Genomic DNA, 26,043 nt, shown 5'->3' on the forward strand with positions numbered 1-26,043 from the left:
CCCGTCTTTTAAATGTAGTCAAGAATGCATTTCTCTCCTTGTCTCATTATAGAAGTATTAACGGAATAGGCAAAAAAAAACCAGAGAACTTACTCTTCTCTAGTTATAATATACTTCTATTAAAAACAGGCCTTGGGAGGGTACGGTTTCTCCAGCATTTTGCCGCTTTCCTACTGAAAATATTTCATCAATATAGGTAGGCTTTTTCTTTTTTGAGCCGATTTCAATTAATGTCCCCGTAATAATTCTCACCATATTGTATAAAAAGCCATCTCCTACAATGGTGATTTCCACAAAGGCATCTTTCTTTTCAATTGTGATTGATTCAATTGTTCTAACAGTTGTTTTCTCACTTTTTTTCACAGAAGAAAAAGGCAGAAAGTCGTAGGTTCCCACCAATTTTGCAGCAGCCTCCTGCATTAACTCCAAATTGAGAGCCTGGGGAACATGATAAGAATGCTTCCGATGAAATACAGAGGCAGTTGACTCATTCCAAATCCGATAGACATACTTCTTTCCTTTGACATTATATCGACTATGAAATCGTGGACCCGCTTCTTTTAACTCTTTTACCACAATGTCTTGAGGAAGATATTGATTGATGTATTGATACATTTCTTTAATTGATAATGTGCTCTTTGTATGAAAATTTGCCACTTGCCCATAAGCGTGGGCGCCAGCATCGGTTCTTCCAGATCCAACAATTTCAGTTTTTTTACCTACCATCTCTGAAATAACATGTTCTAATTTCCCTTGTATTGTCATATCCGTTGCAGTTTGGCGTTGCCACCCCCTGTACTTTGTTCCATCATATTCAACAATCATTCTTATATTGCGCATTGATATCTCTCCTATTCTCATGGTTCTAATTTATCTTCCGTGTATTGCTTGCTCTACTTGCCTTGTACGACAAAGTTAGGAACGGTGTAACACTCCACAACACTGCCAATGATATTTTGGGTGCCTGTTCGTGTATAAACCCCTTGTAGCTTTTCATTATATACAAAAAGTCCAAGGAGATAGTTGTTTTCTATAAAATGAACCTCTTCTTCCTTAATCATAGCCATTGGTAGCCTGGGGATGCAACAAAACTCTTGCAACAAATAATCTTCTCTTGCCTCTTCATTTATGATCTGTTGCCATTGTTCTAGTGTAAAGTCTTTTCCAATACGGACTCCCTGTGAAGCATATTTATCCATGGGCTTTAACACCATTCGATCCTTATGCTCAATAGCGTAGGCTACTACTTCTTGGTCTTCTTGCTCAAATAAAGTTGTAAAGGGAATGTGTGCTTGAACAAAGGCCCTTTCCTTATGGGTTAAAAAGGGGGTCTTCACAGGATCATGCAGAATTGCAAAGACAATTTTATTATGAATAATTTGGGAGCGCAAAGGTCCAACAACACAAACATTTCCTTCTAGATAAGCTTGGATTAAGTCCTGCACTTCATCCTGTCGTTCAATCAGTTCCCAGGTTACTGCCCTTCGATAAATACAGTCTATTCTAAACCCTTCATGATAAAGCTGACCATTTCGGTAGCTCAAATTCCGAGGGTCTACAATAACCGTTGCACACCCTCTTGCTTCAAAGGCTTTTTTGAATTCTTCAAATTCACTAGGGGGACTTCCCTGTAACCAATCTACAATGGCCACATTTGGTTTTTCAAGACCTCCACTGAAGTCTTCATAGTTTGTCAACAGCGCATCTACCCATGAATAAAAAAGTTCAAAACCTTCTAACTGATATTGCTCTTTAAAAGGTTCTAACGCTTTTGATTGTAGAATAATATTTTCTAGTTCTCTTGCTTCCGTCATACCCGAGGAGCCATCGGCATTCAACTCACAAAATTGAAAATCGCCATTTTGATGATAAAACACATCAAATCGCCCCATAGGAATATCAATTCCATAGCCTGGATCCTTCAAGATCAACTTCTCTAATAAAGGAGAGAACCCGAAATACTGACGAAATTTTTCATCCTTTAGATATTGATGTACCACTTTATTGAGGATTACCATCAATTGATTGATGATTTCTTCAAAGCGACCCATGTCCTCTTTTGTTAAAAACATAGGTTGATACAGAAATTCCACAGGCTTTCCTTTATATTTAGCCGGTGATGCCGCTACTCTTTTTAAAACACTTTGATAATCCTTTATAAAGTCAGGCTGATTCTTTAACACCTTAGCTTGATATTCTTGAAATAACTGTGTCTTCATCTTGTTTTTTTTCTCTCCTCACCCATTGATTCAATCCACAAAATTCAATTGCCTGTAACCCGCTTTTTTCGATATCTTCTTTCATTAAAAGAGATAAATTTTTTCTAGAAATGATTAATGTTTCCAAAGGCTTCAATATCTTTATCTCTTCTTCTGTCAGCCCTTTTTTAGATAGATCAAATAGAATTCGGATAAAATCATAGATTGTTTTGCCAAAAAACCAACCCTTAAAAGCATTTTTATGCATGGATCGCTTTGCCTTCTCAATCTGATCCCCTTCGGCTCCGTTGGCTAGTTTATATAGATAATTCAACACAGTTTCATCGTAAAATATCCCCTTAAGTAATGCAATATATGCAAAGTTATAGGGATAAGGCAGCGAATCTCCCACTCTGATTTCGATATACCTTTTCACTCGAACATCTGGAAACACCATGGTTAACAGATGTTCTATTTCTTCCCCAGTTAGGTCGTTTTCCTTTAGTACTTCTCCTATGCTTTGGTTACCTGTCTCGATTAACTGGCCTTCCTTTTTCATTAAAATAGGAGGAATTCCCAATATGTACTTTGCATATGCTTCATATCCAAATCTTTCATTCATGACACCAGGAATCACACCACTTCGATCCTTATCAGTGTTTTGCCAAATGACACTTCTCAATCCATGTCCCAGATAGTCTTCTCCTTCAAACCTAGGGGAGTTATCTGTAATCAAATGCAATAATGGTGATAAGAAATTCGCCACCTTAAATTTTTTGATAAAATCTTCTTCATTTCGATAGTCAATGGATACTTGAATTGCAGCGGTTCCCTTCATCATATGCTGGGAATATGTCCCTTTATCCTTTAGATAATTTGACATATATTGATACCTTACCTTGGGATTAAACGGGATCTCTTTGATAGAAGACTTCGGATGATATCCAATTGCCAGTAATAGCTGTCCATTATTTTCCATAATAGGGATAATTTCTTCTAAAAACTGAAAATAGATGGATTGAACGGACTCGATGGTGCTACAGGGCACAACACTAATTTCCAGCTGTCCACCTGGCTCTAATGTAATATAGTACGCTTCCTTCTTTAATGCGATCAAATAATCTCCTTCGTATTCAGCCTCGTATCCTTTTTCCAGCAAGGCTTTTAATATGTCTTCTATGCCCTGCTCCTCATAATAAGAAACCGATTTCATGGTGTCCTTCCACACGACAATATGCTCGAATTCTGCTCCAAGCTTAAGTTCACCCTGAAATTTTTCACCCTCTTTTATAATATTAATTATTTGTTCAAGTGGTCTATTCTGCACCAATTTCCTCACCCCAATTTTTTCGATCTGCGTAATGCTAGTAATGATATTACCCATTTTCAAAAGGATTACGCATCTCAATCTCTCTATCTTCGTTTCATTTCATTTTCTATTAAAATATTTTATCATAAGTACACTTATTTTCCTCATAGGTTGTCCTTAGGTGTTGCTGAAACGGTCTATGGTATTAAGTCTCATCCTACAGTATAGCTTTCCTACCTAGACCTGTAAAGGGCTCTTGATTCGTATGGCCTTCTTAATGACTCAATTTCCCACATCTAATAAGTATCCTCTCATTTCTCCGTCAAAAATAATCAAGGTTTGGGTGCTTGGATCTAGATACATTTCATATAATTCCCAAGGTAGTTTAAAAACTTCCTCATCTTTACCATTGTCCCTAATTTTAATAATACTTTGTCCATCTACTAAGTACCCTACCTCTTTGTCTACAATAATAAACATATCCATACTATTGACTAAAACAGGATTATCATAGATTTTTCGCTGATCCCCTTCTATCTCTGCAATGATTAATTTTTCTCTCCTGCCTAATGGACTTGTGTAGATATATCGATTAAATAGTATTTCATAAAAGTTATATGGAATCTCCTCTACGATATAATTTTTATCCTCATCTAAATCATACACAAAAACGCCACTATATTCTACTGTTCTCAGTTCTCCAGATTCCTCTTTTATGATCTCTCCTATGGAAATTCCTACTTTGCTTCCATCCTGGCTCCATTGTATACTATCAATGGCATCAATCAATCCTTCTCCTCTTCTATATATAACCTTCTCCATTTTCTCATTTACATAAAAAAGCACAAATTTTTCACCAATATATGTATTCCAGTCTCCTATTCGAATCTGATTCCCCTCTAGCTCCTGGGGCTTTTCTATAAAGGCAATGGCATGATCATCTGGTGCCCATTTAGCTGTTGTGGCTTTAATTCTAGCATATTGATTGCCCTTCAATTCATATATTTCTTCATTGTCAAAAATAAAATCGTTTTTCTCATGACTCCAATGGGTTGTAAATCCAAATGTCTGAAAAGCTTCTTCTGAGATGCCTTCCTTAATCAATATTGATTCTCTGTCCACTAGAGAGTAACTGAATAGCTTTGCTTCATCTCTCCCCCCCTTTGTATATAATAGTGCCTCTTCATTGGGTGCCATTAGAAGGTTGGGTCTTTGAATCCCTCTTATTTCTTCATCAATTTGATAAGCGACTTCGTCTATTTGATGAAACAATCTACCCTCTACATCTATATAAATCATCTCATGATCCTCTATTGGAATAAACAAGTCATAGGCTGCGATTCCCTCATATTCCTTTCTAATCTGTACTGTGTTCAAGTCTAAAGAGTAAAGGCCCCACTCCTGTTCCCTAAATCCTGTAAAATAGAATTTTCCTTCCTGAATATCAAACCCACTAACAGTAGAAAACTCATCAAATTCTTTAATTCTTTGGAGCTCTCCCTGGTCTTCTTCCTTCTCCTGCGGTTGAGATAGGGAGCCACAGCCTATTAATATAAGAATACACATCATACTTAAAATTCCTGTTCTAAACCTTTGAGACATCATTCCAGCACCTCTTCCAACTTTCTGTTATAGTTTCACACTGCACTACTACATATTATTGCTATTTTTTCCTATGCTCCTTTAATTTAATCATCTAAGTTTTTAAACGCCTTTATAATTGTCTTACTTTTCTTTCGGAGAATTTTCAATCCACTTCTATCGTTCCAGAATCCTATAACTTAATACCTATTGGTAATTTTTGAAGGAATTTAATTTTTTTTGTCGAATGAGTACTATTACTACTCTATTTTCATAATTCTAAACTTTCAATGAGGAGGACAACAGATGAACAAATCAATTCGGTGGAAAATCATCATAATGTTGGTTATTCTAGTCACATTACCCACCCTATTTTTAGGGATGAACAGTTATCGTAATGCCACCAACATATTAGAGGAAGAGTTAAAATCAAGCTCACTTCAAGTGGTTGAAGGACTTGAAAGCTCCATGGACTTCTTTTTAACCGGTATGGAAAATGGTGTCGCTATGCTGAGTCAAGATGCCAATGCACAACAGATTTTAGATTTCCCTGACTACGAGCCATGGATGATGGGTACTTTTTCAAGTTATTTAGAGAATCATAGTAACGTTCTTAATGTATACATAGGCACGGCAAAGGGGGATATGATGATTTACCCCGAAACTGAATTGCCCGAGGATTTTGACCCTCGAGCTCGTCCATGGTATGAGGTTGCAATTGCTGCGGATGATATCGCTTGGACTGACCCCTATGTTGATGCAGGTACTGGTCAATTAGTTGTAACCGTTGCCCATCCAGTTTACAACAGCTATGGAAGCAATGAGCTAGTAGGTGTTGTCGCCCTTGATGTTGCCCTAGGTTCCCTTGAAAGTCTTGTTCTTAACACATCATTAGGTCAAAGTGGTTATGTGTCCTTGACTAATGGTGAAGGGGTTACCATGGTGCATCCAGATGCGGATCTAATTGGAGATATTATGCCCGTACCTACTTTATTAGAAAGTGTTCTATCAAATCAAAGTGGTGTTCAGGATTACGAAATGAACGGCGACTCACGGTTTGGCGTTTTTGATACCTTAGAGCAAACTGGATGGAAGCTAATAGGGGTGATGCGCCTTACTGAAATTCAAGCAAATACCTCAACCCTTTTAAAGCAAGCTGTAATCACCGGTGGAATTTCCCTGATTGTTGCTCTTTTAGCCGGAATATTCTTTGCAGGCAAGCTAACAAAGCCTTTGAAATTACTTGTAAATGATATGAAGAAAATTGGATCCGGAGACTTTACAATCCAAAGTCAAGTCAAGTCCAATGATGAGGTAGGGGTTTTAGCCACTACCCTCAATGAAATGGTATCGGCTTTAAAAAGTCTGATTACCAATGTGCGAACTGTGTCTCAAGAAGTGAGTTCCTCCTCAGATACACTGGCGGCTACCTCCCAAGAAACAAGCGCATCCTCTGAAGAGGTTGCTAAAACCGTCGATGAGATTGCTAAGGGTGCATCGGATCAAGCCCAAGAAGCTGAAAAAGGTTCTCATATGATCGGTAATCTAGCAACTAAATTAACTCAATTAAATAAAGGATCTCAGGAAATGCACGCTCTTTCCTCCAGTGTGACCACGGCAAATACCAGAGGAATTGAAGCCATTGACTCTTTAACAGAAAAAACAGAGCATAATAAGTTGGCCATTGATCGTGTGGAAGGTGCCATCGGTGAATTAGATGTAAAGTCTCAATCAATCGGTGTCATCTTAGAAACCATTAGCTCCATTTCAGATCAAACCAATTTATTAGCTCTAAATGCTGCCATTGAAGCAGCACGAGCTGGCGAAGCTGGTAGAGGCTTTGCTGTTGTTGCCGATGAAATCCGTAAACTGGCTGAACAATCTGGTCATTCTGCTGATGAAATCCGCAGTATCGTTTTAGATATTCAAACTGAAAGTAGCAATACAGTTACGATTATGCATGATGTCAAGACCCAGACAAATGATCAAACTGGAGCAGTTAATGAGGTTCTGAACTCCTTCCAGAATATTTCTAAAACCATAAAGGATATGACCCAACAAATCCATACATTAACATCTCATGTAGATGAAATGGCCCAAGACGGCGATCAAATCGTTGGTGTCATTGAAAACATTTCAGCTGTTTCTGAAGAAACTGCTGCTGCCTCCCAAGAAGTCACCGCTTCTATGGATCAAACGAGTTCTGCTGTAGAAGAGGTTTCTCAAGCTGCAGAAAACTTAAATGCATTAGCTAGTCACTTAATGAAGGAAATCGAAAGCTTTAAAATCTAAATTCAATTGTTTCAACTATTTGTATTTTAAAAGACCTACTGCAAAGTAGGTCTTTTTTTATCTATACGCTAATGGGCAAAAGATGCCTGTGAATTAAGTGTTGTTTTAGATGTGTAGGGTTCCAATAATCTTTTGGTATTCAGGTATTCCATAAGCTTCATAAATCCCATCCAAAGCTTCCATATAAAGACTCCATTTTGCCATTAAGCCTTCTTCATTAAAACTCCGTTCCATATAAATCATCATAATTCCTGCATCAATGAGTAGATAACCATCCTCTTGTGTTTTATGTCCTACGGTTAAAATAATCTCATCGCCATCAATAATTAATTTCCATGGCTGGCGATTTCTAAAGGATGGCGCATTTCCTATATGGGAAAAGACCGTGGCCAGTCCTCTCATTTTGATTTCCTCTAACCAAGGGGCTCGTCCCCACCGTTGATCGTACACGAAATCCTGTAAAGACAATTTATCATTATCTTCTTTTTTCCCAGCTTCAACATCCCCCTCTTGGCCATAACCTAAGGCAATCATTGCCACAGGTATACCTGCTTCCTGAATCCCTAATAAGTCCTTCACCTCATGGCCACCATGGTTAATGGTAAGCCAACAGGTGCTTAGTTCATACTCAATTGTCTTTAACACCATTTGTTCCATCATGTATCCTGCATTTTGTAGATACCCCTCCTTAGGAGCGCATAAAAGTACAATGTAGTGCGGTGCCCGCACAACATTCCCATCATAACCTATCTTTCCTTGCAGTTTTTCTTCCTGTTCCCATCCATTTTCAATTAAGACAAACTGTGTATCTATTTGTGATATGATTCCCTTGATTTCTTCTGCCTCATCCATTAAATCATTCAATCTCTCTATATCAACAGGTTTTTTCCCATAGACTCTAACGGATTTTCGCCTTTGAATTAACTGATAAAAGTCCAATTTACTTCACTCCCACCTAATAAACAAACTAAGTCTCATTTTATCTTCGGTGTATTGCTAAGACTCTCACTCACAAAAGTGAGAGGTCAAGCACTACATCCTCGAAATAAACTCGGCTACAGTTCAGTGGGAAAAGTGATCCCACTGAACTAAGTCTCATTTTATTGTGCACCTATTCATACTACTTATATACCCCCTATGTTATATATAAACATCATGGGTTGTTTACTGCTCCTCAAATCACATGGATTTCTCTATTATTTTTTCAGTAAAATATAGATTTTTCAAAATTGCTTTGATTTTAGGCACAAAAACCCAGAACCCTACGTATATGTTCCCTAGGGTTCTGGGTTTTTTGAAACAGTGAAGAAGATCAGGACTGTAATAGCCTGAGCCGATAATTAGCTATGGGTTGCTTTAATTTCTTTTTCCATCCTAATCAATGTGTTTTGTGTTTCTTCACTAAGCTTTAAAAACAACTCTTCTCTGTACTGTTTACATTCCTCTAGCTTATTGCGCCTTCCCTTTCTCTTGTCTATGTCTACCCATGAAATCTTTTTGTTTCGATAATAAAGATCAAAGTCAACTTGTCTCTCTCCGTTCTGGTCATACTCTAATGCCATCGTTAGTTTTTTAATTTCCTGGGGACTATAAGTCGTAAATAATCGCACCTGGAAGGCTATCACAGAATAAAGTATTAATGCATGATCCTTAGTCCATGTTTCTCCTAATATCATCCCGATTTCCAGCTGTGACAAGATAAAAATTAACCGATCATGATGACCCTTATAATTCCCCCATGAGTCATATATATTGATTTGAAGATCGTACCATTCACTATTTTCCAAGCTTTGGGTAATAAATAAAAGACCTTCATTTCTTAGCTTTTTATGAATAAAGGACACCGGATGAGCCAGCAACAAGTTCGCATTAATAAAGTCTTTTGATGATAGTCTTCCACTGATGGGATTTTTAGTCAAAGAAAGTATTGTATCTCCTTTCTCTCCTTGTTTGACTCCTTCTTCCCAGTCCACCAGCTTCCCACCATAAACCTCCTGAATTCGTTGAATAATCTTTTGTTCGTCCCCAGCTACTCTCATAACCATAGAAGCAGGTCCCATATCCACTCGAAAAACCCACTGACTGACATGATGATTAATCATGCCCGCAAGACATGCAGAGGCGACTTCATTGACTAATATAATCTCCTTTGCATCTTCTATCGAAGTCTTTTCATGATGTTTTTCTGTGATAAAAATAAGGGTACTATCCTCAGTTGATTGCTCCAAACCTTCTTGAAACGTTGTATGGATCCCTTGACCCTCCTGGAGGAAAAAATCCTTTACCTTTTGAATTCTCTCAGTGCGTATAAACAAGAATCGTGGTCCCATTCGTAAATAGAGCATATGATCCCCCCCTAAAATCCAATCCTGCCTCTTTCCATCTTCCGAAATTGATTTGTGGCCATGGGATAGTCAATTTGATAAATCAATCCCGTGGATAAGTCAATGACATTAATATTTAATATCCCATTCAACAACTGCTGTGATCTTATTTTCTTATGTTTTGGTTCAAATCGATGACCATATAAATAATAGTCAGCCTTGGTCTCAACTCTTCGATAGTTATGCCTTAAGTAGAATGTTTTTCCCTCTATATTTATTTTTCCCTCATATAAAATAGTACCCTTTTTAGTCACCCCTTGAACACTTTTCATTTTATCATGATTACCTATTACATAGTAAATTTCACCTCTATGTATTTTCTCTATTTTATCAACAAACTTTTCTAAATTTGTTTGGTAATCTGCCAAGCGATTTTTAAAGTTCTCTAACTTTATATTGTCTACGATATCCCCAGTATGCACAATATATTGTGGATTAATTAAATTAACCAACTTGTAAATAAAAGAATATACCTCCATGGGAGTATCACTTATATGAAGCAATAAAGGACCCTTTGCCTCCATTAGCTCTTCAGGAATTAGAGGTTTGTCCAATAGTAAGTACATCCATTTCTTTATTATATTTTTCATTACTCCGTCTCCTCTCTTATGTCTACCTTATCCACAGCAAGGGACTTTGTCAATGAAAAAAAGACTAAATCTGACCCCCTTCAGAGTCATCTCTAGCCTTTTACTGTTACCCGCCTCCCACCGGTGGGAATAGCGAGACCGTATCTTCTTCTTTTAAAATAGTAGAGAAAGTTCCATCCCTGCCATTGATTAAGAGGATGGCGATTTCTTTTTGAGGAATATCTAACTCATTAATAATTCTTTCAGGAGTCACCTCTCCGGGCAGGTCTAACATGAGCTCTTTTCCTCTGCCGTCCCTCAGTGTTGCAAATAATCTTACCTTCACTTCCATTTTGTCACCCCCTAGAGACAGACATGATATGAGAAGAGCTTCCTTAGAAGCCCTTCTCTTTATTCATCTTATATTATTTTTTTATGCTGTTGTTGTTCCTAACCCAATCTGCAACTGTTCAAGACGCGCTTCAGTTGGTATACCTTCTGTATCCCATCCTCTTACAGCATAATACTCCGGCAATAGCTTATCAAGCTGCGCCACATTCCCTGCAGATGGTCCGCCAGGAATTGCATCCTTTAGCAAACGCTCAGGCAACGTATCCTCGGCAGGTGTGATGCCTGCACTCAAATTAAAGAGTTTTTCTGTATTCCATATGCGCTCTCCAGCTGCCAATAGTGTATCAGCTGTATGTGTTTCTCCTGTTACTGCATTATAAAGATCCGTATAATCTTGAAGTGATGTTGCAAAAGAAGTAAATAAACATAATCCCATAGAATCAATAACCGCTGTTAAGTCTTGGAATATTTTTACCCATTGTGCTTTTCCTTCCAATGCAAATCGGTCTAGCTTTTCAGGCATTCCTAAAATTTCAGGAGAAATTAGATATGCTCTCACATGGCAACCCCCACGGTTAGAAGTTGCATAGGCTAATCCCTGCCCTTGAATTCCCCTCGGGTCATAGGCTGGAAGTTCCTGCTTTTTAACTGACATGGAGACTTCAGGCGCCCCATAACTCTCACATAAGCGATAAGAACCATCGGTCATTTTATCACCAAGTCCTTCTCGTAATCCCATGCGCTTTGTCCATTCGATAATGGAATCCGCATTGCCAAACTCAAGAGACAACCCACCTAGCTCTTCGTCTTTAATGAGACCTTTTTGGTATAATTCCATGGCAGCCGCGATGGTAGTGGCGGTGGATATGGTATCGATTCCCATTTCATTACACCAATAGTTAGCTTTAATGATGGCTCCTAGGTCAGAAATCCCACAATCTGCTCCAAATCCCCAGATTGTTTCATACTCTGGTCCACCAGATTCTAGATCATCCACTTTACAATGTCTGCCACAGGCAATAGGACATCCATAGCAGCCAGTTCGCTTCACTAAATACTTATCTGATAATGTTTCTCCACTGATGTCCTCTGCCTTAGCAAATACAGATTCCTGGAAATTGTTAGTTGGAAACACACCATTTTCATTCAAGATATTAACAAGTACAGCGGTTCCATAGGTAGGTAGTCCCTGACCCGTAACCCCATTTTCTCTAATCTGCTTATTTACTCTTGAAACAACCTCTTTCAACTTAGCTGGATCATGTATTGCTACTTTATTTGTGCCCCTTACAGTAATGGCCTTCAGGTTCTTAGAGCCCATGACAGCACCGACTCCAGATCTTCCAGCTGCACGATCTAGATCATTCATGATCGCCGCAAGACGAGAAAGTTTTTCTCCACCAGGTCCAATGGTCAGAACCTTAACCTTATCTCCTAACTCCTCGTTTAACATTTTGGTTGTTTGAGAAACGACTTTCCCCCATAAATGTCCTGCATCCTTAATTGTGACTACATCATCTTGAATATTAATATAGACAGGAGTCTCTGACTTGTCTTCTACAATAATTAAATCGTATCCAGCAAATTTTAGCTCTGCTCCCCAGCGCCCACCTGAGTTTGAAGAAGCTGCCGTTCCAGTTAATGGAGATTTTGTCACCACCATGTATCTTCCACCAGTAGGTGTTGGCGTTCCACTTAAGGGTCCTGTTACAACAATTAGTTTGTTTTCTGGGCTTAGTGCATCAATGTTGGGATCGATTTCATCCATCAGAATCTTTTCCCCTAAACCTCTTCCTCCAATAAACTTCTTTGCTAAATCTAAATCTAATGCTTCCTTTTTAACTGTCTTGTCTTTTAAGTTAATTCGCAAAATTGTACCTGTATACCCGTACATATAAATTCCCCCCTGTTTTAATTTTTAATTTTCACGCTACTTAATTTAAAGCAAATTTCATGCCAACAGACCTTTATCCAATACTTTTTAGCTAAAATGTTTCAAGGTCTTGCTCTATAAGCAGTCTACCTCCTTTCATTGATTCCATCTCTTTATTAATTTCATCAGATGTTCCACTTTAGAACATCCCGCCCGCGTTTTCGTGTTCCACTTCAGAACATCGCGTCATTTTGGAACAGTCTATTTTATACTTTGCCATCTTGCGATACAAGGTGTTACGTCCAATCCCCAAGGCCTCAGCCGCTTGACTCACATTCCCCTCATATTTTGTTAATACCTGATGAATATGTCTTTTTTCCATATCCTCCAAGGGTTCACTCTCTAGTGAATAGACACGAGGGCTTGATTCATTACTTGTAGAAGACAGCTCTACTCGCTCTAAGAAGTTAAGTTCTCCCGAATTCATTAAGTTTTCAATGACATTTTCTAATTCTCGTATGTTTCCCCGCCAAGTATAGTTGATCATTTGATCCATTATATCCCTAGGCAAATATGTCATAGATTTTTTCAGCTTCAGTGCCTTGATCGTCATAAAATAATCAATCAAGAGAGGAATATCACTTTTTCTTTCACGAAGGGGAGGTAATATCAATGGAAGTACATTTAATCTATAATATAAATCCCCTCGAAAATTATTACGCTCTACCTCATCCCTTAAGTCTTTATTAGTAGCTGCAATGATTCGAACATCTACAGCAATCTCCTTATTTCCACCTACTCTAAACAGCTTCCCTTCCTCTAAAACACGAAGTAGGTTAGCCTGCATGTCTAAGGGCATTTCACCAATTTCATCTAAAAATAACGTCCCGCCATCGGCTAACTCAAATTTCCCTGGATGTCCTCCTCTTTTAGCCCCGGTAAAAGCACCATCCTCATATCCGAAAAGTTCAGATTCAATTAGGTTTCGTGGCAATGCACCACAGTTAATGGCAACGAATGGCTCATCACGACGCTCACTATGATTATGAATTGATTGGGCAAAAACCTCTTTTCCCGTCCCACTTTCTCCCATAATTAATACTGTGGAGGGACTATCAGAAATTTTCTTTGCATAATTTACCATTCTAATAAAGTTCTCATCTCTTCCAATGATCTTATCGAAGGTATACAATGCTTGCTTTCCAATCATTTTATTAACCAGTCTTCTCATCTTCTTGATTTCACGAATCATACACACAATCCCTTGCAAATTTTTTGATTCATCAAGAATTGGATAGGCGCTTAATGTACAATGAATTTTGCCTTTCTTAGTCTTAATATAGGCTTCTTCCTCTACATAGCTGATATTTGATTCTACACTTTCCTGCACTCCTGCCCATCCTTCGATTAATTTGATTCCTTCCATCCCTAAAATCTCGTCATTGGTATACTGTAGCATATGACTGGCAACTTGATTGATGGTCTTCATGTATCCTTTAGGTCCCACAGTAAAAATTCCCGCATCAATGGAATCAACAATGGTTTCTATGGACTTTTTTGCTAAGAATAATTTATTATTAACTTCTTTGCTTTCAAGCATATATGCGATAGCATTGGCTGCTGCCGCCACCATCCCCAATGTATGAGAATGAACATATTCACTATATCCAGTCAGGTTTAATGTTCCAATTGCTTCCCCAATACTGTTCCTAATGGGTGCAGCAGAACAAGTCCAGCGATGATATGCCTTAACAAAGTGCTCTTCTCCTGATATCTGAACAGGTATCCCCTCTGCCAAGGCCGTTCCCATGGCATTGGTTCCAATATGCTCTTCATCCATATAGGCTCCTGGGATCATCTCTAATCCATGGGATACCGCCAGTACCTTATCATCACCAAGTACTTCTAAAATACAGCCCTCCTGATCTGTTAGAATTGCAAAGAAGCCAGATCCCTCCACAAAATTATACAACTCTTCCATAAAAGATTTGGCAGTTGTCAGTAGTTCTCGATTAGCTTCTAATTTGATCTGTAGTTCATTGCCTTTTAATATCTTGCTACTATACATGCGGTTATACTCAACGCCAAAATCAATTGAACGCTGATGGGAGCGTTTCACATAATCTTTGGTCTCCATAGGTCTCCTCCTTAGTTCTCTCCCCTTAGTTCTCTCTACTTATTCAATTCAATATTTTCTTGGAGATTCCTTCCCTATATGATGTTCTTATGGCATGAATACTGAATACAAGGGACTAATGCCCAACTTTCTTAATCAAAGCTTTTATATCCTTCTGCTACAATAAAGTCATAAATCGAAAGACTTACCCCTTTTATATAATCAAAATCCAGTAATGCCACTATGTCTTCAGGGTTATGAGTTACTGTCAGCACATCTCTCTGCCCGAGAGTAACTCCCCTGATTTCTTCTTTGTTAAATGATAAATGGTCACTATCAAAACCCCGTTGCCCTTCAACGTTTATCCCATAAATCGCTAAATATTTCGTGATATTTTTCTTTAGGGCTTGATTTATTTCTTCGCCTCCTGATATTATAATGGGTCCACCTGTTTTCCTTCCCACACAATCAATGTTTATATTATATATCTTATCATACTTGTCTTTTATTTGCTTTATATAAGCATTGCTGCCTAACATTTCTGATTTCTTACTATTGAAGCCTACGAAGATGATATCCATTTGAAATGGTTCTTCTATGCTTTGATGATGCAGTCTCTGGACTAAGTCCATCATAACAGCAACTCCCGCTGCATTATCAACTACTCCTCTAAAGATTTTCTCCCCTGCCCACCCTAGGTGATCTATATGTGCGGAGATTACCACGACTTTATTTGAATCTTTTCCAGGGATCCTGCCGGCTACATTATAAATTGTTTTTTCTTCCCCCACAAGCTTGGAATATAAACTTACACTTTCTACATTCTCAGCTTGTAATGTTTCAAATAGCTCTTGTGAAATCTGGAACATAAAGGGTGCAGGTCGTGCCTCTCCATTGTCCATTATTTTATCCCAAACCCGCAGAGAATTACCCAAGACCTTCCTTTTAATCAATACAGCCTGTGCTTGATCATATACATGTTGAATCTCTTCTGGCCCATCAAGGATGATCACTTTTTCCTTTATGTCCTCATCTTTTATATTAAATGTAATGGGTGCTGTCATTTCCACTTCTCTCATAACCCTAGATTGCTCTGTATAATCCATTCCTAGCTCCGCCTCTCTTGTGGTTCCATCCTTAAAATGGATACGCAATGCCAGGGCTTGTTCATCTGGATGATAGATCATCTGTTGAAAGCCTTGAAGGTAGCTTACCTGGTCATGAGGTTGCAATCCTATTTCTTTAAAGTATTTCTCAATATATTCAACGGTTAAATGATTGCCTTCTGTACCGGGAAGTCTACCGCGATGTTCATCTGAGGTTAAGGTTAAAACCCCTTCTAATAGGACTCCATATGATTCCATCCTTTGATCATGCCACTGCTCAACCCATGGCTTGACATCCTCTTCAATGGGTATTTCTTCATCCACCACAACCATTGCCATCACACTACTGTTCATGTCTTCTCTCATGGAGTTCCCTAATTGTGCCCCATCCCCTTGAACAATGATCATTTGTCCTCCACCCAAAATTATTATCATACTTAAAAACAACGATAGAACAACAGATTGTTTTCTCATTTTTTTCCTCCTTCTCATTTTACAAATACACTGGTCCCACTTCTCCTTCTCATCACATTTATTAAGGTATTATATTAACTTCTTCCGAACGCAACCCGCTCTTTTGTCCATATAATACTTATGCTACAATAAAACTAAATATTAATCCCATAGGTAAATTACATCTTTACGTTTTTGTAGTGAATTCAGTAGGAATATAATCTTCTCTACAAATAATACAAATTTTCTTTATCAGATCAAAAGTAAAGGGTGATAAAAGATGAAAAAGGTTCAAACTGCTTGTCCCCTAGATTGCTGGGATTGCTGTGCCATTGAAGTAACCACTAATGAAGGTGAAATTATTAACGTTCAAGGAGATAAACATCATCCCATTACCAAGGGATTCCTATGTGAAAAAGGACTAAAACACTTGGAGCGTCTTTCAAGTACCAAACGCCTGAACACGCCTATGAAAAAAACAGATGGACAATGGCATTCCATTTCTTGGGAAAAAGCCATTGCAGAAATTGGCGATAAACTTTTAGAAATTAAAAGGAAGTGTGGCTCAACAGCTCTTATACATTATAGCGAAGGGGGGCACGGCGGGCTTTCAAAGAATATTGACACAGCATTTTTCAATGCCTACGGAGGGGTTACTTCCCCTATGGGTAGTCTTTGTTGGGGAGCTGGTATCGCTGCTCAAACCCTTGATTTTGGTAAGGTGTTAAGTCATGATCCTGAGGATCTCCTTAACGCCCAAACCATTATTGTATGGGGGCGTAATCCTGCTTATACTAATATACACCTACTTCCTTTTCTAAAAAAAGCTCAGAAGAAGGGGACTCAGTTGGTAGTCATTGATCCAATTAAAACGGCTACGGCTAAAATGGCTGATCATTACTATTCGGTCAAGCCGGAATCCGATGGTTTCTTGGCTTTGGCAATGGCTAAAATTATGATTGAAAACAATTGGATTAATGTTGATTTCATTACTCAGTATTGTGACGGATTTGAAGATTTCCATGGTTATCTCCAAAACTTAGATTTAAATATGCTAGTTGAAAAAACGGGCTTATCTATTGATTCAGTCCAGTCTTTGGCTACGCTTTACGCCTGTCACGGCCCCTCGGCTATTATATTAGGTTATGGGCTGCAGCGTTACACCCATGGGGGTAAAAACATTCGCTTAATCGATGCACTTGGAGCCTTATCTGGAAATATCGGGATCCCCGGTGGGGGTGTTAGCTACGCCAATCAATATGTTTCCCAATGGTTAGATCATGATTATCTTCGTAATGAGCAAAACCATTCTGTCCCATCCTTCAAGAAGGGCTTGTTTTCTCAATATGTACTACAGGATCGCCATGAATCACTAGAAGGTATTTTTATCACTAAAGCAAACCCGGTGGTTCAGCTTCCTAACACATCAGATACTATCAAGGCCTTTGACAGCATCCCATTCAAGGTAACGATTGATCACTTTATGACCGATACAGCCCAGCTTTCTGATTATGTCCTGCCCTGTACCCACATCTTTGAGGAAGAGGATTTTCTCCATTCCTCAATGTGGCATCCCTATTTTCATTATACTGAAAGGGTTGTCCCACCTCAAAATGGCGTCAAGAGCGAGTTCGAAATCTTCAAGCTTTTGGCTGAGTATATGAATATGACTGATTATCTTGACCAATATGGGTGTCAACGAACTTATTTGGAGAAAGGACTTCGCCCTCTTTTAAAAAAATTCAACAGTACCCTTGATGATATACAGGGCAAAAGGCTTAAATTGACAGGAAATGAGATCCCTTGGCAGGATAAAATATTTTACACATCTAACAAAAAATTTAATCTGTTTTGTCTCCAAGTCAGCGAACTCCCTTTTACTGAGAATTTCAACACAGAATACCCTTTACAGCTTTTAAGTGTTCATCCTAAGCACTCTCTTCATACACAACATTATATTGATACAGATAATCTGATGCTTCCCAAGGTCTATTGCCATCCAAACACCCTAAATCAATGGCATGTACATGACGGAGATAGGGTCAAAGTAATTTCACCTACTGGTGAACTCCATGTCCGTATTGTTCTAGATTCTGATGTGTCACCAAACCTGTTACTCATTTATGAGGGGTGGTGGTTAACCCATGGCGGTGTCAACCATTTAACACCTCTAGGTGTATCGGATATAGGCGATCAGGCAACCTATAATAATTGTTTTTGTAAAATTCCACCTATTTCTTTGTAATTACCACCACTATTTGTGACTTCAGTCACATCCATTTTCAAATACATATCATATAATTGCATTACACCCAATCAATTTGTATATTGATTCACAAGATTTTTAAAACAGTTTACAATCTTGTGACAAACAAAATAATGCCCCCCGCATTATTACAAAACGCCCTTTAAGGGGCGTTTTTTGTTTGATCCCTACTTTCTTAACTATTTTTCATATTACTTTTTAAATCATCAGTAGCTATTCTATAATATATTTAGAAAGTCTAAATAGTTTGGAGGTATACTAGTGAACCACGCTCATAGAAGAGAATTCATTCTCAAAGGAGTATCTCCTATGGCGATGGCACCTTGGCAGCCTTTACCATGGGCATTGGTACTGCACTGGCTACCATCATCGGGCAAAACTTAGGATCCGGACATACCATATATGCCATGTTTTTAGATATGACCAGACTTTGGGGGCTTCGTATCCCCATGATTCTTCTCTTTGGAAGATATACCGACTGGGGTTCTAGTGGTGTTTGGTACGCCATGGTTTTCAGTAATGCCACAATTTGTCTCATGGGATTTGCTATTTATCTTCAAGGAAGCTGGCAACATAAGGTGGCCCGTCACAAAGCTTTGGCCTGATATACCTCTTTTATTGCATGTAAAAAGGACCCTAAGGGTCCTTTTTTAGTTATTTCTTTATGAATTAAGTCTCATTTATTTAAAGTGTCATTGCTTTTTCAACAATATTTTCCACTGTAAATCCATATTTATCCATTAGTACTTCCCCTGGAGCAGAGGCTCCAAAATCATCAATTCCAATAGCGATGCCTGCGTCTCCAATGAATTGGCTCCAGCCCAAGGTGACGCCTGTCTCAATTGAAATACGCTTGGTTACCTGCTTAGGTAAGATTTCCTCTTGATATTCCTTTGATTGATTTTTGAAAAGCTCCCAGCTCATCATACTGACGACATTGGCTTCAATGCCCTTATCCTGTAATGCCTTTTGCGCTTCAATTGCTAATGGCACTTCTGATCCACTGGCCATCAATATCATATCAGGTGTTTCTTTCTTTCCTTTAGAGACAACATAGGCGCCCTTTGCTGCATCTTGACCTGATCCTTCTAGCTGTGCTAGGTTTTGACGACTTAATACCAGTACTGTTGGACCCTCTTGGTGCTTTAATGCCTGAATCCATGCAGCTGTTGTTTCTTTTCCATCAGCAGGACGTAATACCTGTACATTTGGAATGGATCTTAGCATTAACAAATGCTCGATTGGTTGATGAGTCGGTCCATCTTCTCCTACACCAATACTGTCATGGGTAAAGACATAGACAACCGGCTGCTTCATCAGTGCAGAGAGTCGAATTGCAGGCTTCATGTAATCACTAAATACAAAGAATGTTGAACAAAATACCCTTAATCCCCCATGTAGTGCCATTCCATTTGTAATTCCCGCCATGGCATGCTCACGGACACCAAAATAAATGTTATTGCCCTTCCATTCTCCTTTTTGAAAATCTCCCATTTCCTTTAGGTATGTCTTTGTGGAAGGATTTAGATCTGCTGATCCCCCCATTAGGTTTGGCAGATGCTTCTTTAGGCGATTCATGACCTCTCCAGAGGTAGAACGAGTGGCCATTGGCTTCTCCGAAAATTCCCAAAGAGATGCATCCTTTAATAGCTCCTGTGGTAACTCCCGACTATGCCATTGCTTCCATGCCTTTGCCAGCTCAGGATGAGCTTCAGAATACCCTTTAAACATTTCTTCCCAGACCTTCGCTTTTTCATTTGAATCCTTCACCAGTCCATCAAAATGTCCCTTGACATCCTCTGGTACGAAGAAATCCTCATCATGGGCCCATTCTAAGGTTTTACGAGTTAACTGAATCTCGTCCTTCCCTAATGGTGCTCCATGAACACCTGCGGTTCCTTGCTTATTAGGACTTCCAAATCCAATGGTAGTTTTCACTTTAATTAAAGTTGGTTGTTCTTTATTTTCCTTAGCCGCCTTGATTGCCTTTGTAATTTCCGCAACATCATTTCCATCCTTAACTATCACTACCTGCCACCCGTAAGCTTCATATCGCTTGGCTACATCCTCAGTAAATGTCAGTGAAGTATTCCCGTCGATAGAAATGTTATTATCGTCATATAAACAAATCAGCTTATGTAGTCCTAGATGTCCAGCTAAAGAAGCTGCTTCAGAGGTGATTCCCTCCATCATATCTCCGTCACCAGCAATGACATACGTGTAGTGATCTACGACATCATATTGATCCCGATTAAATTCTGCCGCTAATCTTCTTTCTGCCATGGCCATTCCCACTGCATTGGTCAGTCCTTGTCCCAATGGTCCTGTAGTTGTTTCAATTCCCACTGTATGTCCGAATTCAGGATGTCCAGGTGTCTTACTTCCCCACTGTCTGAAGTTTTGTAGGTCTTCAATCGTCAATCCATAATTGAATAGGTGTAACAATGAATAAATCAACATTGATCCATGTCCAGCTGATAGGACAAATCGATCACGGTTGGTCCATTGTGGATCATTGGGACTATGATTTAAAAATTGACTCCATAGCGTATAGGCCATTGGAGCTGCTCCCATGGGTAAACCCGGATGACCTGAGTTGGCCTTTTCCACTCCATCAACAGCTAATAAACGAATGGTATTAATGGCTTTTTGTTCAATTTGTTTCATATAAATCTCCTCCTATTTAATTGAAATCTATTCTTTATATTAAATATATTAAAGAAAACAACATATTTTTATGGCGTCTCTTCACAATATATTTCAAAAGACTGTGTTAATCAAATTGTATTTTCCCCTAAGGCAGTGTTTGTCATGCAATTTATCAAGATTATATTTTGAAAATATAATCCCCCACCTGATTTCCCGATAGTGCAATTTGCTGAAACCAGTTCACTTTAATACCCTTCTGCTTGTCTTTGGTGATTGATTTTATTTTTTGCAAGATAGGCATCATATATCTGACCTGACTCGAACCCCAGCTTCTTTCCTAGGACCAAAAATCCTTCAAACAAAATCCAGTACTCCGCTTCCCCTAAGGTACTTTCAAATTGATGAATTTGATTAAATACAGTCTTGATTTGCTCTACCAACGTTTGTTCGCCACTGACTCCGTCTTGAATCTTTGTACCTGTAAAGCCGATATCTAGACCCAAGCTTAAAATAAAATGAAGACAATCTACATACTCTTCTAAAATCACATTCCTTGAAGCTGGTGGATTTTTGCTCCAATACTTAAAGGCTCTGGTTTCATTTGCCAGCTCTCCTAATTCCACCTGGAGGGCTAATACCTTTGATGGCGTCAAGTTAACTCCTTGCAATTGATGTTCTACTATAATTTTTTCGTCTAGGTTCCTCTGGATTTCGTAAAGCACTGAGAATTCCATAATGTTCCTCCTCTTTTGTTTCCTTCACTATTATACCACAAAATTCGTCTTATGCTATCGCAACGACTCATAGCGCACTTAAATTTTTAACGGGCGTTGTTTAAAATTTCAAGTGCTTAAACAGAATTCGTCTTATGCTATCGCAACCACTCATGGCGCACTTATATTTTTAACCGGCGTTGTTCAAAATTTCAAGTGCTTAAACTGAATTCGTCTTATACTATACCAACCATTCATTCATTGCGCACTTAAATAAAACTGCCTATATCCTTAGATATAAGCAGTTCTATCATGGTACCTTATGGTCCGGTTAATCTGATGTTAAAGATTAAATAGAATGCTATTCATTCCCACAGCATTTTTTATATTTTTTGCCGCTTCCGCAAGGACATGGCTCATTTCTTCCTATCTTATCTTCTTTCACAACTGTCCTTGAGATATTGTATTCCTTTTTAATCTCTTTTCTTTTTTCCTCTGTTAAAATATCAGCCCATTGATCTAGGGTGTATAACCAGTCTGCCTTAGCTGATAACATGTTAAAATACAGCTTTTCAAAATCAACATCCACCGCAACTTCAGTCTCTTCAGTTATCTCATCTAAGTCTAGATTTGTCACTAAGCTATCGTTAATTCCATCTAAAAAGCCTACAAAATCTACTGTCTTTACCTTAAATTTCTTTGCCAAATCATTGATTTTTCCTTCTACCTTGCCTGTCCCCTCTTCTAGGACTGTAATATAAATCCCCTTTTCTAGGTCACAGTATTCATTCCAAAACTGTACTGCCATTTGATCATTAGGTATGTCATAGGCCATTGATTTCCATTCATTATATAAACTCATTATTTCGTCTCCTTTGTTTAAAACTTTTATCCACACTATTATAGTATAAACACAGCCTGTTTTTCAATGCTTATTGTGCTAATCCAATAAAAAAGTATCATAGCTTATGAATTGGTCTTTTTTACCCTTCAGATTTCACTGTCATCTTTTCAATCACCGGTTCTTGTTCATAGATATTTTTTCTCTTATATAATGTAAAGCTTAAAATGAATCTAAAGACTAAATCAAAGCACATAACAATCCAAATAGCTGTAATGCCAACATCAAAAAATTGTACTAAAATATAAGAAAATGGAATTCGAATCAACCAAAGCCCGGTTCCTGCCACAATCATAGGAACCCTTGTAAATCCAGCCCCTCGCAAAGCCCCATTTAGCACCCCTGCCATATTTTGAGGAATTTGTACGAGCCCCATAAAGAAAAGATACTTAATCCCAACATCAATGATCTCTTGTTGATCTGTTAGTAATCGCATAATGAATGCTGGAAAAAAGATCAGAACACTAGCACTAAAGATAGTAATCAAAAAAGAGCCTGTGACAATTTCCTTTAAGTACCTCTTCCCTAGCTGGGGATCCTTTGCCCCTAGTGCTTGACCAATAAAGGCGGTAGAAGCAACGCTAAAACCCATAGCAGGCATGTAAGAAATGGATTCTGCCTGTAATCCTAGCTGGTATGCAGCTAAGGAGACTTCTCCAAAATCTAAAATAATCATGGTTAAAGCAATAGAAGAAACCTGCCAAAATATAGACTCTACTGCCGTAGGAGAACCCACCCTATAAACTTGAATGACTTGCTTCATGTCTAATTTAAAAAAGGAACGATTAAATACTGTCCCTAGAATACCATGCCGATTAAAAAGCACATATATTCCTAATAGAGCTGCAACAGACTGTGCCACAACTAATGCCACAGCCGCACCCCTTAACCCCATTGCTGGCAAACCCAGTGGTCCAAATATGAATGTATAGCTTAGAATCATATTAATGACATTCATGATCAGGGCAATTTTCATAGGGGTTTTGGCGTTGCCCATTCCTTGTAGTACCCCAGCAACAACCTGTATCACAGCGACAAAGGGTAATCCCCAAGATAAGGTCCTCAAATACATAATTCCACTCTCAATCAAGGTAGGATCCCCCTTAAAAAAATTCAAAATTTGGGGAGCAAACCAAAAAAGAAGCTGCTGTAGGATCAGGACAAGTATAATAGAGGAAAGTAATGTTTGCTGTATTACTTTTTTAAGCTTGATTAAATTTCCAGATCCATAGGATTGTGCCACAAAAACTGTGGCTCCAGTGGTGACCCCTCTAAATAGAGCCCAAATAATTTGAGTAATTCGCATACTAATGCCCACAGCCGCCACGGCTACAGCACTAATCCTTCCAATCATTGCCATTGTTACGAATCCTGCACTCATCTGCAATACATTTTCCATGGTAATGGGAAGAATCATAGAAAGAATTTTTCTTCGAACCTCAATTTTCGAAGGTATTTGTAGAGATGTCGCCATTTATTCGTCTCCCTAATATTTAGATTTATCCAACCATATTTATTATACAATATAACCCACACTTCATTGCGGTTTTTTATGTTACAAATCTGTTATTACTTTCTATAAAATAAATGCTATAAGCGTCCTATGGTATGGTATACTATAAGAACAATAGAATTTTTATCGCTAGGGGTGCCTTGTGCTGAGAGGAACCATCCAACCCTTGAACCTGTAGGTTAGTACCTGCGCAGGAAAGCAAGTTCCGTATGTGAAAACAAACTACGTGAAGAGGCCTCCTCTTCACGTTTTTTATTTTTCAGAAAATATAAGCATCTGCCCAATAGTGATAAAATAAAAAATGAAGGGATGTTGATATTATGTTTCAAAAACTATTTGAGTTAGACCCTAATGTCATTAGAATTTTACTGGCTCTATTTGTCTTTTCCATTGGAGGCATGTTGTATTTTAAGAAAAACCAATCCTTTAAGTTTACTACCCGTATGCTGGTTTATGGAAGTCTTTGTATTGCTTTATCCTTTGTCTTATCCTATATCCGTCTTTATCGTTTCCCCCAAGGAGGAAGTGTGACTCCTGCAAGTATGTTGCCTTTATTCATTTATGCAGTGGCCTTTGGTCCTATCCCTGGAATCATTGCTGGCTTTGCCTTAGGTATGTTAAAGCTTATTCAAGATCCCTTTGTGATCCATTGGGCACAATTTTTTCTAGACTATCCCCTAGCCTATGGGGCTTTAGGCTTAGCAGGGCTTTATAGAAATAATCTTGCAGTTTCAGTATTGATTGGCGGATTTGGGAGATTCTTTATGAGCTTCTTATCGGGAGTCCTTTTCTTTGCCTCCTATGCACCCGAGGGGATGAATCCAATTATTTACTCGATTGTCGTCAACGGTTTAGTGCTAGGAACCGATACATTGATTTGTGTTTCCTTTGTCTTTATCCCTCAAATCAAATCTGCAGTTAAGCATATTCATGGCTCCATCACACTAACAAAATAGTTTTGAAACAGCTGCAACACTGTAGCTGTTTCCTATTTTTTTGAAGATAAAAAACAAAAACATGTTATAAACTCCGAATAATGGATATATATTCTCATGAAGAAAGTTTTGATGTTATTTTAATATAAGTTTATAGAGGAGGAGTTTTAATGAAGAGTTTTGGACAATTTTTACAAACAGGAGATTGGAAAGGTGAAAAGCACGTTCCAGTGATTCATGCACCTGAAAAGGTGAAAGCTGGTGAAGGATTTGAATTAAAGATTTCTATTGGAGATGCCATCGGACATCCTAATACCCTAGAACACTATATTGCTTGGTTTAAGGTTTTTTTCCATGCGGAAGGTGCAAAATTCCCAGTAGAAATTGCAAACTTTAATTTCGCTGCCCATGGCGAAGGAGATAATTTCACAGATCCCACAGGATGTACTCAAGTAAAATTAAATAAATCTGGTACATTCCATGCCATCAGCTATTGTAACATTCATGGTTTATGGGAAAACAGTCAAGAAATCACAGTAGAATAATATATGCTAAAGCCCTTATGTGCACACATAAGGGCTTTTTAAAATTCAATCAATTTTCTGATGTTTTTCATGGGCTTTTTCAAATGCTTTCATGTGATAATATCGAATATTAGGTCCCGTTACTTGTCCCTCTTTCACATAACTCCAATCCACCATAGGTACATTATGTTGCTTGCGTATGGCTTCAATCTCTAGACTCAATAAATTGAATCGCTTCTTAAGTATCGTTAATGTCACATATTTTTCGCCATTAATCTCTGGTTCTTTATCGTACATTTTCAGGCCTCCT

The 26,043-nt window shown here is 38.4% G+C and carries 21 protein-coding genes; 4 read left to right on the forward strand and 17 right to left on the reverse strand.

Annotated features, from left to right (window positions below; all coding sequences use genetic code 11):
• Positions 1-99 precede the first annotated feature (99 nt).
• The 4 genes from truA to AMET_RS23170 form a co-directional block, all read right to left on the reverse strand.
• Positions 100-840, reverse strand: a complete 741-nt coding sequence (truA, locus tag AMET_RS23155) for a tRNA pseudouridine(38-40) synthase TruA (protein WP_012065593.1) — start codon at positions 838-840, stop codon at positions 100-102.
• A gap of 53 nt (positions 841-893) precedes the next feature.
• A complete protein-coding gene (locus tag AMET_RS23160; protein ID WP_012065594.1) occupies positions 894-2,219 on the reverse strand; it encodes a circularly permuted type 2 ATP-grasp protein in 1,326 nt (441 codons plus the stop codon).
• The gene (locus tag AMET_RS23165) at positions 2,185-3,525 is read right to left on the reverse strand and encodes a glutamate--cysteine ligase (RefSeq protein ID WP_012065595.1); all 1,341 of its coding nucleotides are present in this window, start codon (positions 3,523-3,525) and stop codon (positions 2,185-2,187) included. The genes AMET_RS23160 and AMET_RS23165 overlap by 35 nt, the downstream gene beginning before the upstream one ends.
• Before the next feature lie 264 nt (positions 3,526-3,789).
• A complete protein-coding gene (locus AMET_RS23170) occupies positions 3,790-5,112 on the reverse strand; it encodes a hypothetical protein (RefSeq protein WP_012065596.1) in 1,323 nt (440 codons plus the stop codon).
• Between the two features lie 282 nt (positions 5,113-5,394).
• On the opposite strand from AMET_RS23170, the gene AMET_RS23175 reads away from it, so the two are divergent.
• Positions 5,395-7,380 (forward strand): methyl-accepting chemotaxis protein, encoded by a 1,986-nt coding sequence (locus AMET_RS23175; RefSeq protein WP_012065597.1) that lies wholly within the window; start codon positions 5,395-5,397, stop codon positions 7,378-7,380.
• Between the two features lie 105 nt (positions 7,381-7,485).
• Here the strand turns inward: AMET_RS23175 and AMET_RS23180 are convergent, their stop codons facing one another.
• From AMET_RS23180 to AMET_RS24650, 7 genes are all read right to left on the reverse strand, one after another.
• Entirely contained in the window at positions 7,486-8,319 is an 834-nt protein-coding gene (locus tag AMET_RS23180; RefSeq protein WP_012065598.1) for a nitroreductase family protein, read from the reverse strand.
• 401 nt (positions 8,320-8,720) lie between these two features.
• Positions 8,721-9,725, reverse strand: a complete 1,005-nt coding sequence (locus tag AMET_RS23185) for a hypothetical protein (protein ID WP_012065599.1) — start codon at positions 9,723-9,725, stop codon at positions 8,721-8,723.
• A gap of 11 nt (positions 9,726-9,736) precedes the next feature.
• Positions 9,737-10,354, reverse strand: a complete 618-nt coding sequence (locus AMET_RS23190; RefSeq protein ID WP_012065600.1) for a metallophosphoesterase family protein — start codon at positions 10,352-10,354, stop codon at positions 9,737-9,739.
• A gap of 106 nt (positions 10,355-10,460) precedes the next feature.
• Positions 10,461-10,685 (reverse strand): MoaD/ThiS family protein, encoded by a 225-nt coding sequence (locus AMET_RS23195; RefSeq protein ID WP_012065601.1) that lies wholly within the window; start codon positions 10,683-10,685, stop codon positions 10,461-10,463.
• Positions 10,686-10,766: 81 nt separating this feature from the next.
• On the reverse strand, positions 10,767-12,578 hold the full coding sequence (locus AMET_RS23200) for an aldehyde ferredoxin oxidoreductase family protein (RefSeq protein WP_012065602.1): 1,812 nt from the start codon (positions 12,576-12,578) through the stop codon (positions 10,767-10,769).
• A gap of 178 nt (positions 12,579-12,756) precedes the next feature.
• Positions 12,757-14,694, reverse strand: a complete 1,938-nt coding sequence (locus tag AMET_RS23205; protein WP_012065603.1) for a sigma-54-dependent Fis family transcriptional regulator — start codon at positions 14,692-14,694, stop codon at positions 12,757-12,759.
• 131 nt (positions 14,695-14,825) lie between these two features.
• The gene (locus AMET_RS24650) at positions 14,826-16,253 is read right to left on the reverse strand and encodes a M28 family metallopeptidase (RefSeq protein ID WP_012065604.1); all 1,428 of its coding nucleotides are present in this window, start codon (positions 16,251-16,253) and stop codon (positions 14,826-14,828) included.
• Between the two features lie 259 nt (positions 16,254-16,512).
• Between AMET_RS24650 and AMET_RS23215 the strand changes: the two genes are divergently transcribed.
• Positions 16,513-18,477, forward strand: a complete 1,965-nt coding sequence (locus AMET_RS23215; RefSeq protein WP_012065605.1) for a molybdopterin-dependent oxidoreductase — start codon at positions 16,513-16,515, stop codon at positions 18,475-18,477.
• A 328-nt stretch (positions 18,478-18,805) separates the two neighbouring features.
• Here the strand turns inward: AMET_RS23215 and AMET_RS26085 are convergent, their stop codons facing one another.
• The 5 genes from AMET_RS26085 to AMET_RS23240 all read right to left on the reverse strand — a co-directional run bounded on the left by AMET_RS26085 (position 18,806) and on the right by AMET_RS23240 (position 24,235).
• Complete coding sequence (locus tag AMET_RS26085; RefSeq protein ID WP_157047339.1) at positions 18,806-19,036, reverse strand: hypothetical protein; 231 nt, start codon at positions 19,034-19,036, stop codon at positions 18,806-18,808.
• A 146-nt stretch (positions 19,037-19,182) separates the two neighbouring features.
• Positions 19,183-21,165, reverse strand: a complete 1,983-nt coding sequence (gene tkt, locus AMET_RS23225) for a transketolase (RefSeq protein ID WP_012065606.1) — start codon at positions 21,163-21,165, stop codon at positions 19,183-19,185.
• Positions 21,166-21,392: 227 nt separating this feature from the next.
• Positions 21,393-21,881 carry a dUTP diphosphatase gene (locus AMET_RS23230; protein WP_012065607.1) on the reverse strand — a complete coding sequence of 163 codons (489 nt, stop codon included), beginning with the start codon at positions 21,879-21,881 and terminating at the stop codon, positions 21,393-21,395.
• 340 nt (positions 21,882-22,221) lie between these two features.
• Positions 22,222-22,722: an SEC-C metal-binding domain-containing protein gene (locus AMET_RS23235; RefSeq protein ID WP_012065608.1), complete on the reverse strand. Its 501-nt coding sequence runs from the start codon at positions 22,720-22,722 to the stop codon at positions 22,222-22,224.
• Between the two features lie 121 nt (positions 22,723-22,843).
• Positions 22,844-24,235 carry an MATE family efflux transporter gene (locus tag AMET_RS23240; RefSeq protein ID WP_012065609.1) on the reverse strand — a complete coding sequence of 464 codons (1,392 nt, stop codon included), beginning with the start codon at positions 24,233-24,235 and terminating at the stop codon, positions 22,844-22,846.
• Between the two features lie 359 nt (positions 24,236-24,594).
• Between AMET_RS23240 and thiT the strand changes: the two genes are divergently transcribed.
• On the forward strand, positions 24,595-25,230 hold the full coding sequence (gene thiT, locus AMET_RS23245; RefSeq protein ID WP_012065610.1) for an energy-coupled thiamine transporter ThiT: 636 nt from the start codon (positions 24,595-24,597) through the stop codon (positions 25,228-25,230).
• Between the two features lie 149 nt (positions 25,231-25,379).
• Positions 25,380-25,754: a class II SORL domain-containing protein gene (locus AMET_RS23250; RefSeq protein ID WP_012065611.1), complete on the forward strand. Its 375-nt coding sequence runs from the start codon at positions 25,380-25,382 to the stop codon at positions 25,752-25,754.
• 45 nt (positions 25,755-25,799) lie between these two features.
• On the opposite strand, the gene AMET_RS23255 is transcribed toward AMET_RS23250, so the two are convergent.
• Positions 25,800-26,030, reverse strand: a complete 231-nt coding sequence (locus AMET_RS23255) for a hypothetical protein (protein ID WP_012065612.1) — start codon at positions 26,028-26,030, stop codon at positions 25,800-25,802.
• Positions 26,031-26,043: the final 13 nt, after the last annotated feature.

Source organism: Alkaliphilus metalliredigens QYMF, from assembly GCF_000016985.1.
GTDB classification, from domain to species: Bacteria; Bacillota; Clostridia; order Peptostreptococcales; family Natronincolaceae; genus Alkaliphilus_A; species Alkaliphilus_A metalliredigens.